Here is a 15,338-nt window from a genome sequence, read left to right on the forward strand (position 1 = left end):
TTTAGAAAAAATAAAAATACAGTAGAATTAAAATTAGAAAGCTAGGATAAAACTCCTGCTTTTACAGCAATACAATGGGAAAAGTAACAGGTTTTAAAGAGTTTAAAAGAAAAGACGAGTCATATAAACCCGTAAAGGATCGTGTAAAACATTATAATGAGTTTACTATACCTTTAAAGGATAAAGACATGACCGAACAAGGGTCGCGTTGTATGGATTGCGGAATTCCATTTTGCCATAGTGGTTGTCCATTAGGTAATTTAATTCCTGATTTTAATCATATGGTGCATCAAGGTGAATGGCAAAAAGCCTCTTGGATTTTACACTCCACTAATAATTTTCCTGAATTTACAGGCCGATTGTGCCCTGCACCTTGTGAACAATCATGTGTTCTTGGGATTATTGAAGACCCAGTTTCCATAGAAAACATTGAGAAAAGTATTGTTGAACGTGCTTTTAAAGAAGGTTGGATAAAGCCACAACCGCCAAAAACGCGAACAGGAAAAACGATTGCCATTGTAGGGTCAGGTCCTGCAGGTTTAGCTGCAGCTCAACAATTAAATCGAGCCGGACATACAATTACTGTTTTTGAACGAGATGATGCTATTGGAGGATTGTTGCGTTATGGTATTCCTAATTTTAAAATGGAAAAAGGAATAATTGATCGTCGTTTAAAAGTTCTGGAAGCAGAAGGTATTGTTTTTAAGACTAATGTGAATGTCGGTGTCAATTACGATGTTGAAGAATTGAAAAAATTTGATGCTGTGGTTCTTTGTGGTGGAGCAACTGAAAGAAGAAGTTTACCAACACCAGGCATTGATGCAGATGGCGTAGTACAAGCTATGGACTTTTTAACGCAGCAAACAAAAGTTGTTTTTGGGCAAAAAATAAAAGATCAAGTGGTAGCAACTGGTAAAAACGTGATTGTTATTGGAGGTGGAGATACCGGAAGTGATTGTATAGGAACCTCGAATCGTCAAGGTGCAAAATCGGTAGTTAATTTTGAAATTATGCCAAAGCCGCCAGGACATCGTTCACCAGCAACACCTTGGCCGTATTGGCCTTTACAATTAAAAACGTCAACGTCTCATAAAGAAGGAGTGGAGCGTAATTGGTTAATTAATACTAAAGAGTTTGTAACCAATGCTAAAGGTAAACTAACCGCTATAAAAACGGTAAACGTAGAGTGGGAAATGGTTCCTGGCGAACGTCCAAAACTAATAGAAATTGCTGGTACGGAAAAAACTTGGAAATGCGATTTAGCATTGTTAGCTTTAGGTTTTACAGGTCCAGAATCTACACTTGCAGATAAATTAGGCTTAGAACGCGATGTGCGCTCTAATTATAAAGCCGCTTACGGAAAGTATCAAACGAATATTCCAAATATATTTACAGCTGGAGATATGCGTAGAGGACAATCTCTAATTGTTTGGGCTATTTCCGAAGGTAGAGAAGCTGCACGCCAAGTGGATATTTATTTAATGGGTAAATCTGATTTAGCGACTAAAAATCCTGACGGTGATTTGGTTGCGTTATAAGACTAAAAATACTTCTGCTGCTATAAATTCTAGGGGTAGTCTTTTATTAGAGTAGAAATTTAAAAGCATCTGGAAACAGATGCTTTTTGTTTAGAGTCCTAATAAGTGGTTAAAAAGTTCTCATATAACTTTAAGATATATGTTCTATTAATTGCAGTTATTTAATTATTCTAGAATTGAAAAGGGCATCAAAATGATGCCCTTTTATAGAAATATTAATTATAAATTAGGTTGAGGTGTTAACCTTAAATATGGCTTAACCTCTTTGTGTCCTTTCGGAAATAATTCTGGGATTTGTTCATTGGATACTGCAGGTGAAATTACACAATCGTCTCCGTTTTTCCAGTTTGCAGGTGTCGCAACTTTATGGTAAGCTGTTAATTGTAAAGAATCTATAACTCTTAATAATTCTTCAAAATTTCTACCAGTTGAAGCAGGATATACAATGATTAATTTCACTTTCTTATCAGGATCTATAATAAATACAGATCTAACGGTTAAATTATTATCTGCATTTGGATGAATCATATCGTATAAATTTGAAACTTTTTTGTCTTCATCAGCTATAATAGGAAAATCTACAGATGTATTTTGCGTTTCATTAATATCTTTAATCCAACCTTTGTGAGAAGAAAGACCATCTACGCTTAATGCTATGGTTTTTACATTTCTTTTTTCAAATTCACTTTTGTATTTCGCAACAGTTCCTAATTCCGTTGTACAAACAGGCGTGTAATCTGCTGGATGAGAAAATAATATTCCCCAACTATCGCCTAGCCAATCATGAAAGTTTATTTCTCCTTCTGAAGTTTGTGCTGTAAAGTTTGGTGCTTCATCACCTAATCTAATTACGCTCATTTTATTTATTTTTTAAAGGTTAATATTTTTTAAATTCTTAAAGTCTAAACTATTTATGTATTGCTTTAGTCTCTTAATTTGGATATTTCTTACTGATTTTATCTAAACATAAATTATGAATACTTCCTATATGAGAATGCTCTTTCCCTAAGTCAGGTTGATAAGTTCCGGCTTGTACTTGGCTGCCGATTTTTTGATAGGCTTCTCTAAAGCTCATACCATCAACAACCAAATTATTTATGCTATCTACTGTAAATAAGTATTGGTATTTCTCATCGTTGAGGTCAATATCTTTAACTATAATTTGTTGAATGGAATAATTAAAGATGTCTAAAATATCTTTTACATCTTCAAAAGCATTGATAATGTTTTCTTTCAATAATTGAAAATCTCTGTGGTAGCCACTTGGTAAATTGTTCGTGATTAATAACATTTCAGAATGTAGTGCTTGAATTTTATTACACTTACCTCGTATCAATTCAAATACATCAGGATTCTTTTTGTGTGGCATAATACTACTTCCTGTAGTTAACTCATCCGGAAACGTAATAAATCCAAAATTCTGACTCATATATAAGCAAATATCCATGGCAAAACGTGCCATAGTATTACATAAACCACCTAGTGCACTTGCAATTGCATGTTCGCTTTTTCCTCTACTTAATTGTGCTGCAACCACATTATATTTTAAAGTCGAAAATCCAAGTTCTTTAGTAGTAATATCTCTATCAATAGGAAATGAACTTCCATAACCAGCAGCTGAACCTAAAACATTTTGGTCTGTAATTTTTGAAACTGCATTCAACACATAAACATCATCAATTAATAATTCAGCATAAGCAGAAAACCATAACCCAAAAGAGGAAGGCATAGCAACTTGCAAATGTGTATAACCCGGTAAAAGTTTAGTCTTGTGAGTTTCAGCAAGACCTAAAAGTGTATCGAAAAACGTTTTAGTTTTATCGTTAATGATTTGTAAATTCTCTTTGTAGTATAACTGAAGGGCTACTAAAACTTGGTCGTTTCTAGAACGTGCCGTATGGATTTTCTTTCCGACGTCGCCTAAAGTTTTAGTCAATTCATGTTCAATTTTAGAATGTACATCTTCAAATGAATCCTCAATTATAAAAGTACCATCTTCAATAGAATCTGCTAAAACCTTTAAACCTGATTTTAGTTGTTCTAATTCATCCGAAGTAATAATTCCGATGGATTCTAACATCACAGCATGCGCTCTTGAGGCTTCAACATCATATTTAGCAATATGCATGTCAATTTCTCTGTCGTTACCAACGGTAAATAATTCTATTTTTTTATCTATGGAATAGCCTTTGTCCCAAAGTTTCATCTTTTATTCGTTTTTGTCATTCCTGCCTTTCGGCTATCGCTCAAGATAAACTTCGGCAGGAATCTGTTTTTAATTTTAGACCTGCAAGGTTTTAAAAACCTGCTAGGTCTGTTATTTCTACAATACTTTTTCTAACAACTTAATATACAAATCAACACCTTCTTCAATCTCAGCCAAATAAATAAACTCATCGGCTGTGTGCGAACGCGTACTATCGCCTGGTCCTAATTTTAAAGACTGACAAGTTAAAACAGATTGGTCAGAAAGTGTAGGCGAACCGTAAGTTTCTCGTCCTAATTCAATTCCGGCTTTTACAAGTTTATGGTTACTAGAAATTGAGGACGAATTTAATCGTAAACTTCTGGCCGTAATTGATGAACAAGGTGATTTCTGAGTTAAAATATCTGCAATTTCCTGATTAGAATATTTGTCGTTCACACGTACATCAATCACTAAATTTACCTCTGCAGGAACAGCATTGTGTTGTTTACCTGCATTAATTTGTGTAACCGTCATTTTTACATCACCTAAAACTGGCGACTTTCTTTCAAATTTATACTCTTGAAACCATTTTAAAACATCAATGGTATTATAAATTGAATTGTCTGAATTTGGATGTGCTGCATGACTAGCCGTTCCTTTTACCTTGGCATCAAAAACAACTAAACCTTTTTCAGCAATGGCTAAATTCATAAGTGTAGGTTCGCCAACAATAGCAACATCAATTTTTGGGATGATGGGTAACATGCTATTTAATCCGTTTGGTCCACTGCTTTCTTCTTCGGCAGAAGCGACAATGACTAAATTGTAATTCAGGTCTTTTCTATCGTAAAAATAAGTGAATGTAGCAATTAAAGACACCAAACATCCACCAGCATCATTACTTCCTAAACCATATAATTTTCCATCGTCTACAATGGCTTTAAAAGGGTCTTTGGTGTAACCATTATTTGGTTTTACAGTATCGTGATGTGAGTTTAATAATAAGGTTGGCTTGCTCTCGTCAAAATATTTGTTGGTTGCCCAAATGTTGTGATTATTCCTCTTAAAAGGTACATGGTGTGTTGTAAACCAATTTTCAATGAGCAAAGCTGTATGGTCCTCTTCAGAGGAAAATGACTGCGTTTCTATAAGCTGCTTTAATAAAGCAATGGCTTCTGTTGTTAGTTTTTGAATCATTGTGTTATGGTAGTGTGTTTGTTGTTTATATTGAAAAGCATATCTGATTTACCGATACAAACTTTTTGAACGTTCTTATGTATAGCATGAAAGCAGTTATCTAATTTAGGTAGCATGCCTTCGAAAATGATATTTTTATCTTTTAAAAGCTGGTAACTTTCTGTGTCAATGTTTTCAATTACTGAATCTTCATTTTCAACATCTTTGAGCACACCATTTTTTTCGAAACAGTAATATAATTCTGTATTAAAAATTGAGGACAATCCTATGGCTAATTCTGAAGCGATAGTGTCTGCATTGGTGTTTAGTAATTGTCCGTTTTTATTATGAGTTATGGCACAAAAAACAGGTGTAATTTCGTTGTTTAATAATATTTCTAAAACGTTTGTATTAACATTTTTTACATCGCCAACAAATCCATAATCAATAGTTTTAATAGGTCTTTTTTCGGAAATAATAGTATTGCCATCTGCACCAGAGAATCCAACAGCATTACAATTATTGGCTTGCAATTGCGCTACTATATTTTTGTTAATTTTACCTGCGTAAACCATGGTGATGATGTCTAAAGTATCGGCATCTGTGATGCGTCTGCCTTCATTCATGGTAACCGGAATATTCATTTTTGCCGCTAACTTGGTGGCTAATTTTCCACCTCCATGTACCAAAACTTTGGGACCTGCTAAAGTTGAAAAATCTTTGATAAATGCAGTTAGTGCTTCTTCATTATCGATGATGTTTCCACCTATTTTTATGACTTTTAGTGTTTCCATTTTTAATCTTTTGTCTCCTCGAGCGCAGTCGAGAGGTTAATGAGGTCTCGACTGCGCTCGACCTGACAGAAATTATAAATCTTCCAAAATTTGCTTTAATACAATCTGAGCAGCATACGTTCTATTATTGGCTTGTTTTATAACTACAGATTGTTCGCTGTCTAAAACCGCATCTTCAACTATAACATTTCGTCTTACAGGTAAACAATGCATAAATTTCGCATGGCCTAATTTCGCTTTTGTAAGCATCCAATTTTCATCTTGATTCAGTACTTTTCCATAATCATTATAACTACTCCAGTTTTTAACGTAAACAAAATCAGCATCTTTTAAGGCTTCTTCTTGGTTGTAATTTATTGGTGTGTCTTTAGTGATAGCTTCATTTAACTCATAACCTTCAGGATGCGTAATGGTTAAATCTACTCCTAAATCTTGCATCATTTCTACAAAGGAATTCGCAACCGCTTGTGGTAAAGCTTTTGGATGTGGTGCCCAAGAAATAACCACTTTTGGCTTCGCTTTTTCTGTCAGCTCAGTAATGGTGATGGCATCAGCGAGTGCTTGTAAAGGATGTGCTGTCGCACTTTCCATATTTACAATTGGTACTGTAGCATATTTTTTAAAGTTATTGAGAATGTATTCCGATTCGTCTTTAGCTTTGTCTTGTAGCGTTGGGAATGCTCTTACCGCAATGATATCTGCATATTGCGAAATAACACGCGCTGCTTCTTTAATGTGTTCAGATTTGTCCATGTTCATTATGGTGCCATCTTCAAATTCTAAATTCCAAGCATCATTGATGTTTAAAATCATCACTTCCATGCTTAAGTTTTTTGCTGCTTTTTCTGTACTTAATCGGGTTCTTAAACTCGAATTAAAAAACAGCATGACTAAGGTTTTGTGTTTTCCTAAGTCTTCAAATTCAAAGGGATTCATTTTTAATAAAATAGCATCCTTAATAATTTCTGATAGATTAGAAATGTCTTTTATTTTGGTGTAGTTTTTCATCTTCGTGCCCACGAAAGTGGGTGACTTTTAGTTTGACTTTCTTTGCGTTTACACCCCTAAAGTCCCCTCAAGGGGACAATTGTCCAATTCGTCTGAGTGGATTGTCCTCTTGAGGGGACATTAGGGGTGTTTTTTCACGGTTTCATGTTATAATTTATTTAATTCTTTTTCTAACGATTCAAAAAAGATGTCAATATGCTTTTTCTGAATCGTTAATGGTGGAAGTATTCTAATTAAATTAGGATTCTTTGCACTTCCTGTAAATATATGATGGTCAAAAATGAGCTTTTTCCGTAAGTCTGAAATCGGAAAATCGAATTCTATACCTAACATTAATCCACGACCTTTTATCGATTTTAAATTTGGTAATGATTTTGCTTTCTCTTGAAAATACTCTGATATGTTTTTAGCATTTTCCATTAACTTTTCTTCTTCCAAAACTTCTAAAACAGAAAGCGTTGCAGCACAAGCTAAATGATTGCCGCCAAACGTTGTTCCTAATAATCCAAAAGAAGCTTTAATGGAAGGGTGAATTAAAATCCCTCCAACCGGAAACCCATTTCCCATACCTTTAGCAATAGAAATAATATCTGGTGTAATATTGTGTTTTTGGTAAGCGAAAAAGTCACCAGTTCTGCCAAATCCCGATTGTACTTCGTCTGCAATAAATGCCGTGTTGTGTAGTTTGCAAAGAGTTTCTAGTCCTTGGTAAAATTCGGTAGTGCTTTGGTCTAAACCACCAACACCTTGAATGAACTCAACAATAACAGCACAAGTCTGGTTTTGTTTTAAAATGGTTTCAACCGCTTCTAAATCACCTAATTCTACAAAATCAACGTCTTGTTGTGCATTGATTGGTGCTACAATTTTTGGATTATCAGTTGCGGCAACAGCTGCAGACGTTCTACCGTGGAACGAGTTTTTAAATGATAAAACTTTCGTTTTACCATTATGAAACGATGCTAGTTTTAAGGCATTTTCGTTAGCTTCAGCACCAGAATTGCACAAAAATAATTGGTAATCTTTGCAGCGAGATACAGCTTCAAGCTTATCTGCTAATTCAACTTGTAATGGATTTTGAATTGCGTTGCTATAAAATCCTAATGTCGAAACTTGGTTTGAAATGGCATTTACATATTTTGGATGTGAATGTCCTATTGATATTACAGCATGTCCTCCATAAAGGTCTAAATATTCCACATTTTTAGCATCGTAAACGTAAATGTCTTTTGCGCTTACTGGTGTAATGTCGAAGAGTGGATATACATTAAATAAACTCATATTATTGTTACTTTATCCTGCAAGGTTTCAAAAACTTTGTAGGTATGATTTTTAGGTTTTATACCTACAAGGTCTCCAAGACCTTGCAGGAAATCTTTATCAAATCTGCTCTTTTTTGATGTTATTAATTTTATTGAAAGAAGCTACCATACCTTGTATTAATGATGAGCTCAAACCTTTGTGTTCCATTTCGTTTAAGCCTTCTATAGTACAACCTTTTGGTGTGGTTACTCTGTCTATTTCTTCTTCTGGATGATTGCCGTTGGTGATTAATAAACTCGCTGCACCTTCACTGGTGTACATGGCTAATTCTTGTGCTTCCTTAGCATCAAAACCTAACTGAATAGCAGCTTGGGTTGTAGCACGTATCAGTCGCATCCAAAATGCAATTCCGCTTGCACAAACTACAGTTGCAGCTTGCATTTGACATTCTGGTATAGCCAACGTATGTCCTAATCTATTGAAAATAGCTTCTGCGATTTGAATGCGTTTAGCGCCTTTTTCATTACTACACATGCAAGTCATAGATTTACCAACAGCAATCGCTGTATTTGGCATGGCTCTAATGATGAATTGGTCAGTACCAACAATAGCTTCAATCTGTGGAATTAGAAATCCGGTAATGGTAGAAATTAAAACGTGTTTTTCTGTTAAATACGGTTTTAAATCATTTAATATTTTATCAAAATGTCTTGGTTGAATAGCAAATATTAAAATATCTGAATTTTTTACCGCTTCAATATTATCTGTTGTTAATATGACATTCTTATAACCTTCCAAATCTTGAATATCCTCCAAGTTACGTTTGGTTAAGTATAGTGTGGTTATGGCATTATTGGTAATCAGTCCTTTTGCGATGGATTTTCCTAAGTTTCCTGTTCCTATGATTGCTATTTTCATATTATTGGTGTTGTTATTTATCCTGCAAGGTTTCAAAAACCTTGTAGGTATTAATTGTTGTTCTATACCTACAAGGTCTCCAAGACCTTGCAGGATATTAAAAATAGTTAGCCTTTAATTGTAAACCTTCGGTTTCTTCAAATCCATGCATTAAATTCATGTTTTGTATGGCTTGTCCTGAGGCACCTTTTAGTAAATTATCAATGATGCTTGTTACTAGTAATTTGCCTTCATGTTTATGTAAATGAAGAATACACTTATTAGTATTAACCACTTGTTTTAAATGAATATCTTCATCTGAAACAAACGTGAAGGCTGCTTCTTTATAATAATCGTTGTACAATGTTTTTGCTTCTTCTAAAGTTCCTTCGTATTTGGTGTAAAGCGTAGCAAAAATTCCTCTTGAAAAATTACCTCTATTTGGCATAAAGTTTATTTCAGAATTAAAAGAAGACTGTAATTGATTTACCGTCTGATTAATTTCGCCTAAATGCTGATGCGTAAAAGCTTTATAATGTGAAAAATTATTATCTCTATAGGTGAAATGTGTAGTTGCAGAAAGTGAGGTTCCTGCTCCAGTTGCACCAGTTACAGCATTAATGTGTACATCGTTTTGGATGGTTTTAGCCTTGGCTAACGGTAATAATGCTAACTGAATTGCTGTAGCAAAGCAACCAGGATTAGCTAAGTAATTTGCTTTTTTTATAGCTTCTTTGTTCAATTCTGGTAAGCCGTAAACAAACGTTTTACCATTGAAAACTTCATCTTTTGTTAGTCTAAAATCATTGCTTAAATCAATGATTTTAGTGTGGTCTGAAAAGTTGTTTTTTTCTAAAAAGGCTTTTGAGTTGCCATGACCTAAACATAAGAAGAGAACATCTACATCTGGATTAATGTTACTCGTAAATTCCAACTCAGTAGAACCTATTAAATCTTGATGTACTTTATAGATTTTGTTTCCTGCGTTAGAAGTGCTGAATACAAAATTTAGGTTGGTTTTTGGATGGTTGAGTAATAATCTTATCAACTCTCCAGCTGTATAACCTGCGCCTCCTATGATTCCTATTTCTAAATTTTTCATCTTAATGACCGTGAAAACGGCTATCTTTATTTGATTACACTTTGTTCAGACCTGCGAGGTTTTAAAAACCTGCGAGGTCTTACTTAATTATTTACCTGCTGATAAATCTTATTTTGGTTACCAACTATTTTAATGAAACCTTTGGCTTCGTCTGCTGTCCAACCTTTATTTTCTTCACCATAACTTCCGAATTTAGCATTCATTAAATCGTGCTTAGAAGAAATGCCATCTAAATCGAAATGATAAGGCTTCAAGGTTACAAAAACATCACCAGTCACTTTGTCTTGACTACTTTGTAAAAAAGCCTCCATATCTCGCAATACTGGGTCTAAATATTGACCTTCGTGTAAATGCATACTATAGAAATTTGACATATAATCCTTGTGTTGCAATTGCCATTTAGTAAGCGTATGCTTTTCTAGTAAATGATGCGCTTTTATTATGATTAAAGCAGCGGCAGCTTCAAAACCAACTCTGCCTTTTATTCCAACAATAGTATCTCCAACATGAATGTCTCTACCAATAGCATACGCCGAAGCGAGATTATTTAATACTTCAATGTTGATTTCAGGATTGTTTTTAATACCATTTAATGCTACTAATTCTCCTTTAGAAAATGTAAGCACTACTTTTTCTGGTTCAGAATGTTTTAATTGTGAAGGGAAAGCAGATTCTGGTAATGGTTTTTCTGAAGTAAGTGTTTCAGAGCCACCAACACTAGTTCCCCAAAGCCCTTTGTTAACTGAGTATTTTGCCTTTTCCCATGACATATCGATGCCGTTTTCTTTAAGGTAGTCAATTTCTTCTTGTCTACTTAAACTGCCATCTCTAATTGGTGTAATAATCTTAATGTTTGGCGCTAAGGTTTGAAAAATCATATCAAAACGTACTTGGTCGTTTCCAGCACCTGTGCTTCCGTGTGCAATGTATTCTGCATCAATGCTTTTAGCGTATTCTATAATTTCAATGGCTTGAATAATACGTTCCGCACTTACAGATAAGGGATAAGTATTGTTTTTAAGCACATTTCCGAAGATTAAATACTTAATCACTTTATCATAATATGAAGCAATAGCGTCAATGTTTTTATAGGTTGATACACCCATTTTGTAGGCATTATTTTCTATGATTTTAATTTCTTCATCTGTAAAACCACCTGTGTTTACACTTACAGCATGAACATCGTAACCGGCTTTACTTAAACTTACTGCGCAATAGGATGTGTCTAATCCACCACTATATGCTATAACTAATTTCTTACTCATTTTTCGCTTTTATTGTTTTTCAATTGTAAAATGTGTTCGCATTTAATTGCTCGGTTCATTTTTTTTATCTTTTTTCAGGAACATTGATTGTTTTAAATTTTTCAATCTTGTCCATGCTTTGTTATCGTAATTATGTTCTTTTGGTTTTGAATCTTCGGCTTTATTTGGGTCATAAAGCATACCTGTACATAGGCACATTTTTTGCTCGGTTCTTGTTAAAACGTCAAAATTTTTACAAGTTTGGCAACCTTTCCAGAACGATTGATCATCCGTTAATTCTGAAAATGTTACAGGTTTATAGCCAAGTTCGCTATTCATTTTCATAACAGCTAGACCCGTAGTAATACCAAAAATTTTTGAATTAGGATATTTTGTTCGAGAGTGTTCAAAAATGACTTTTTTAATCTTTTTGGCAAGACCTAGATTTCTAAAATCTGGATGTACAATGAGCCCAGAATTGGCAACAAACTTGCCATGACTCCACGCTTCAATGTAGCAGAATCCTGCAAATTTATCACCTTCTAGAGCAATCACTGCGTTACCATTTTCCATTTTGGTGACGATGTATTCTGGTTTACGCTTGGCAATACCTGTACCTCTAACTTGAGCAGCATCAGCAATAGTGTTGCAGATCGTTTCTGCGTAAATACTATGTGATTTATCAGCAATGACAATTTTCATTGTTATTGAGTTTTAAATTATAAACTTTTTAATTTTTTTGAGTGAAGAACTGGACACACCTTAGTTCCTAATATGAATTGTACCCTTACGGGCGACGACTAAAAATACGGCGTACAGCAACCAACCTAGTATTAGGTTTTGCTATAATTAAAAAGGGGAATAAATGTGGTAAAGTGTTCAAGGTAAAAAAAAATTAAAATTGATTAACTAAATGGTTTTAAGGTAGATCCATTAGCGACGTCGCATGTTTAATAACAAGCGTGTGGGTCTTTCAATTCTATTTTTTTGACTTAACATGGTGTAAATTTATAATTATTATTTGATAATGGTCTTAATCTCAGTCATTTTTTAAAAGATTTATGAAATTCATAATTTCTTAAAATAAAACTGTAGATATTTCATTTTTCAATCCCTTTAATCGTTTTTTAATTATAGAATATAATCGGTATTTACAAAGTTTGATGCTCTAGAATCTAATAGATCTTTTAAAATTGTATTGTTATAATCGTTGTCTTTGGATGCTACAAATGTTCTAATTGAAAATGAACGCAACGCATCATGCACACTTAATGTCGCTACTGCTGAATCTTTGCGTCCTGTAAATGGATAAACGTCTGGTCCTCGTTGGCAAGAGCTATTTAAATTAACACGACAAACTAAATTGACGAGTGTATCAATTAAAGGTGCTAACGTATTTACGTCCTTACCGAATAAACTTACTTGTTGACCGTAGTTTGATTCTGCCATATCATCAAGAGGTTCTTCAATATCTGAAAATGGAACGATAGGGATTACAGGTCCAAATTGCTCCTCTTGAAACACACGCATATCTTTGGTAACTGGGTATAAAACTGCTGGAAAAATATAATTTTCAGTTGTTTGTCCTCCTTTTTCATTAATTACTTTTGCTCCTTTTTCGGTGGCATCATCAATTAAATCTTGGATGTAAGCTGGCTTATCTGGTTCAGGTAACGGTGTTAGTTTTGCACCGTCTACCCATGGGTTTCCAAATTTTAGCGCATCTATTTTAGCGGCAAAACGTTTGTTGAATTCGTCTATAATATCACTATGAACATATAAAACTTTTAACGCAGTACAGCGTTGACCGTTAAAAGACGTTGTTCCTGCAATACATTCATCTATGGCTAAATCTAAATCGGCATCTGGCAATACAATTGCTGGGTTCTTAGCTTCTAGGCCTAAGACTAAACGCAGTCTGTTACTTTTTGGGTGTTGATTTTGTAGTGCATTAGCCGATTTGCTATTTCCTATTAATGCTAAAACATCAACTTTACCAGATTGCATAATTGGTGCGGCAACGGTTCTTCCACGTCCGTAAATGATATTCACCACTCCTTTAGGAAAACTATTTCTAAAAGCTTCAAGTAATGGTGAAATTAATAAAACACCATGTTTTGCTGGTTTAAAAATGGCAGTATTTCCCATAATTAAAGCAGGAATCAATAGTGCAAAGGTTTCATTAAGCGGGTAATTATAAGGGCCTAAACAAAGCACTACACCTAAAGGGCCTCGTCTAATATGGGCATAAACACCAGAGCTTTTTACAAATTTAGCACTATCACGATCCATTTGTTTGTAATCTTCAATGGTATCGTAAATATATTCAACGGTTCTATCAAATTCTTTTTCAGAATCTGGAAGATTTTTACCGATTTCCCACATCAATAATTTTACGACTTCCGCACGTTTGGTTTTCATCTGCTCTACAAACTTTTCCATACAGGCAATACGGTCTACAACTTTCATTGTTGGCCATAAACCTTGTCCTTTATTATACGCAGTAACAGCAGCATCGAGCGCTTTTATGGCTTCTTTTTTTCCTAAAGTTGGAATGCTCCCTAATAAAGTTGGTTTGTAATCTTCGGTTGATGAAATTGTAGAATACACATTAGATGTTTCTCCTCGCCAAGGTATAAGTCCACCATCTACCAAATAAGTATCTTGATTTACTAAATTTTTAATTTGAAATTGTTCGGGAATATCCGTAAATGTAGAAGTCATATCAACTTATTTTTGAACTGTTTATTTATAAGTACTAAAGATACTAAATGGCGCTTTTTAAATAGGTTAAGTTTGTGTTAAGCTATACTAAGAACTGAAATAAATCGGGTTTATCATTAAGGTAATCTCCAAAGAAATTATGGCGCTTCATTTTTGCAATTAACGGCTCTAAGTCTTCAGGTGATTTTAATTGTAATCCCACTACGGCCACATCATTTTCACGATTAACTTTTTTGGTGTATTCAAAGTGTGTAATGTCGTCGGTAGGTCCTAAAATATCTACCACAAAATCACGTAACGCTCCAGCACGTTGTGGAAACTTTACAATGAAATAATGTTTTAAATTGGCATAGAGTAACGCGCGTTCTTTTATTTCTGCCATTCGCGTAATATCATTGTTACTCCCACTAATAACACAAACCACATTTTTGCCTTTTATCTCCTCTGCAAACTGATCTAAGGCACAAATACTTAATGCACCTGCAGGTTCAACCACAATTGCGTCTTTATTGTATAAATCTAAGATAGTCTGACAAATTTTACCTTCGTCTACTGTAACCACTCGATGTAGGGTTTCTTTACATATCGCAAAATTTAAGTCACCAACACGTTTAACAGCGGCTCCATCTACAAAGCTATCTATGGTTTCTAATTGTGTGTTTTTATTAGCTCTAATAGAGGTCAGCATGGCTGGTGCGCCTTTTGGTTCCACGCTAATAATTTTTGTTTGAGGAGATAGAATTTTAAAAACAGAGGATAATCCAGCAGCTAAGCCACCACCACCAACGGGTACGAAAACATAATGAATAGGATGTGCTTTTGCTTGATCTATAATTTCTAAACCAACGGTTGCCTGACCTTCAATTACTTTTTCGTCATTAAAAGGGTGCACAAACGTTTTGTTGAGCTCTTCGCTTTGCTGCATGGCGGCATGGTAAGCATCATCAAAAGTATCACCAACTAAAACAACATCGACATAGTCTTCACCAAACATTTTAACCTGCTCGATCTTTTGATTTGGTGTAGGTGAAGGCATAAAAATAGTGCCTTTTATTTTTAATAATTTACACGAAATAGCCACACCTTGAGCATGGTTACCTGCGCTTGCACACACAATTTCATTTTTAATTTGGGATGGACTTAACGAGGATATTTTATTATAGGCTCCTCTAATTTTGTAAGAACGTACAACTTGTAAATCTTCGCGTTTAAAATAAATATTAGCATTAAACTCCTTAGAATACCTTATATTTTTGATTAAAGGAGTAACCGATGCAATACCTCTTAATTTTTCTGCCGCAGCTTCAATGGCTTCTAATGTTGGTTTGTATGTTGTTTTTGTTTCTTTCATGTTTAGTTCCCACAAAGTGGGAATCTTTTTAATCTATAATTATGTCTAGTTTA

General features: G+C 34.4%; 13 protein-coding genes. 1 reads left to right on the top strand and 12 read right to left on the bottom strand.

Going from position 1 to position 15,338, the window contains the following annotated elements; all coding sequences use genetic code 11:
* The first annotated feature begins 74 nt into the window (after positions 1–74).
* Positions 75–1,538 carry a glutamate synthase subunit beta gene (locus C8N41_RS05440; RefSeq protein ID WP_115838481.1) on the top strand — a complete coding sequence of 488 codons (1,464 nt, stop codon included), beginning with the start codon at positions 75–77 and terminating at the stop codon, positions 1,536–1,538.
* 219 nt (positions 1,539–1,757) lie between these two features.
* Here C8N41_RS05440 and C8N41_RS05445 read toward each other — a convergent pair whose 3' ends face one another.
* The 12 genes from C8N41_RS05445 to ilvA form a co-directional block, all read right to left on the bottom strand.
* The gene (locus tag C8N41_RS05445) at positions 1,758–2,396 is read right to left on the bottom strand and encodes a peroxiredoxin (protein WP_092444986.1); all 639 of its coding nucleotides are present in this window, start codon (positions 2,394–2,396) and stop codon (positions 1,758–1,760) included.
* A gap of 73 nt (positions 2,397–2,469) precedes the next feature.
* Positions 2,470–3,744 (bottom strand): argininosuccinate lyase, encoded by a 1,275-nt coding sequence (gene argH, locus C8N41_RS05450; RefSeq protein ID WP_115838482.1) that lies wholly within the window; start codon positions 3,742–3,744, stop codon positions 2,470–2,472.
* Between the two features lie 117 nt (positions 3,745–3,861).
* Complete coding sequence (locus tag C8N41_RS05455) at positions 3,862–4,923, bottom strand: M20 family metallo-hydrolase (protein ID WP_115838483.1); 1,062 nt, start codon at positions 4,921–4,923, stop codon at positions 3,862–3,864.
* Positions 4,920–5,696 (bottom strand): acetylglutamate kinase, encoded by a 777-nt coding sequence (argB, locus tag C8N41_RS05460; protein ID WP_115838484.1) that lies wholly within the window; start codon positions 5,694–5,696, stop codon positions 4,920–4,922. Before argB ends, C8N41_RS05455 begins: the two co-directional genes overlap by 4 nt.
* Positions 5,697–5,768: 72 nt before the next feature.
* Entirely contained in the window at positions 5,769–6,704 is a 936-nt protein-coding gene (locus C8N41_RS05465) for a Rossmann-fold NAD(P)-binding domain-containing protein (RefSeq protein ID WP_115838485.1), read from the bottom strand.
* A gap of 147 nt (positions 6,705–6,851) precedes the next feature.
* On the bottom strand, positions 6,852–7,985 hold the full coding sequence (locus tag C8N41_RS05470) for an aspartate aminotransferase family protein (RefSeq protein WP_115838486.1): 1,134 nt from the start codon (positions 7,983–7,985) through the stop codon (positions 6,852–6,854).
* Positions 7,986–8,084: 99 nt separating this feature from the next.
* Positions 8,085–8,885, bottom strand: a complete 801-nt coding sequence (proC, locus tag C8N41_RS05475) for a pyrroline-5-carboxylate reductase (protein WP_115838487.1) — start codon at positions 8,883–8,885, stop codon at positions 8,085–8,087.
* Between the two features lie 97 nt (positions 8,886–8,982).
* On the bottom strand, positions 8,983–9,966 hold the full coding sequence (gene argC / locus C8N41_RS05480; RefSeq protein ID WP_115838488.1) for an N-acetyl-gamma-glutamyl-phosphate reductase: 984 nt from the start codon (positions 9,964–9,966) through the stop codon (positions 8,983–8,985).
* 83 nt (positions 9,967–10,049) lie between these two features.
* Positions 10,050–11,231, bottom strand: coding sequence for an argininosuccinate synthase (locus C8N41_RS05485; protein ID WP_115838489.1), 1,182 nt, complete (start codon positions 11,229–11,231; stop codon positions 10,050–10,052).
* A gap of 42 nt (positions 11,232–11,273) precedes the next feature.
* Positions 11,274–11,912, bottom strand: a complete 639-nt coding sequence (locus tag C8N41_RS05490) for a GNAT family N-acetyltransferase (protein ID WP_115838490.1) — start codon at positions 11,910–11,912, stop codon at positions 11,274–11,276.
* A 429-nt stretch (positions 11,913–12,341) separates the two neighbouring features.
* Positions 12,342–13,934 (bottom strand): NADP-dependent glyceraldehyde-3-phosphate dehydrogenase, encoded by a 1,593-nt coding sequence (locus tag C8N41_RS05495; protein WP_115838491.1) that lies wholly within the window; start codon positions 13,932–13,934, stop codon positions 12,342–12,344.
* Positions 13,935–14,016: 82 nt separating this feature from the next.
* On the bottom strand, positions 14,017–15,285 hold the full coding sequence (ilvA, locus tag C8N41_RS05500) for a threonine ammonia-lyase IlvA (RefSeq protein WP_115838492.1): 1,269 nt from the start codon (positions 15,283–15,285) through the stop codon (positions 14,017–14,019).
* Between the last annotated feature and the right edge of the window lie 53 nt (positions 15,286–15,338).

Source organism: Winogradskyella sediminis (genome assembly GCF_003387355.1).
GTDB lineage: Bacteria > Bacteroidota > Bacteroidia > Flavobacteriales > Flavobacteriaceae > Winogradskyella > Winogradskyella sediminis.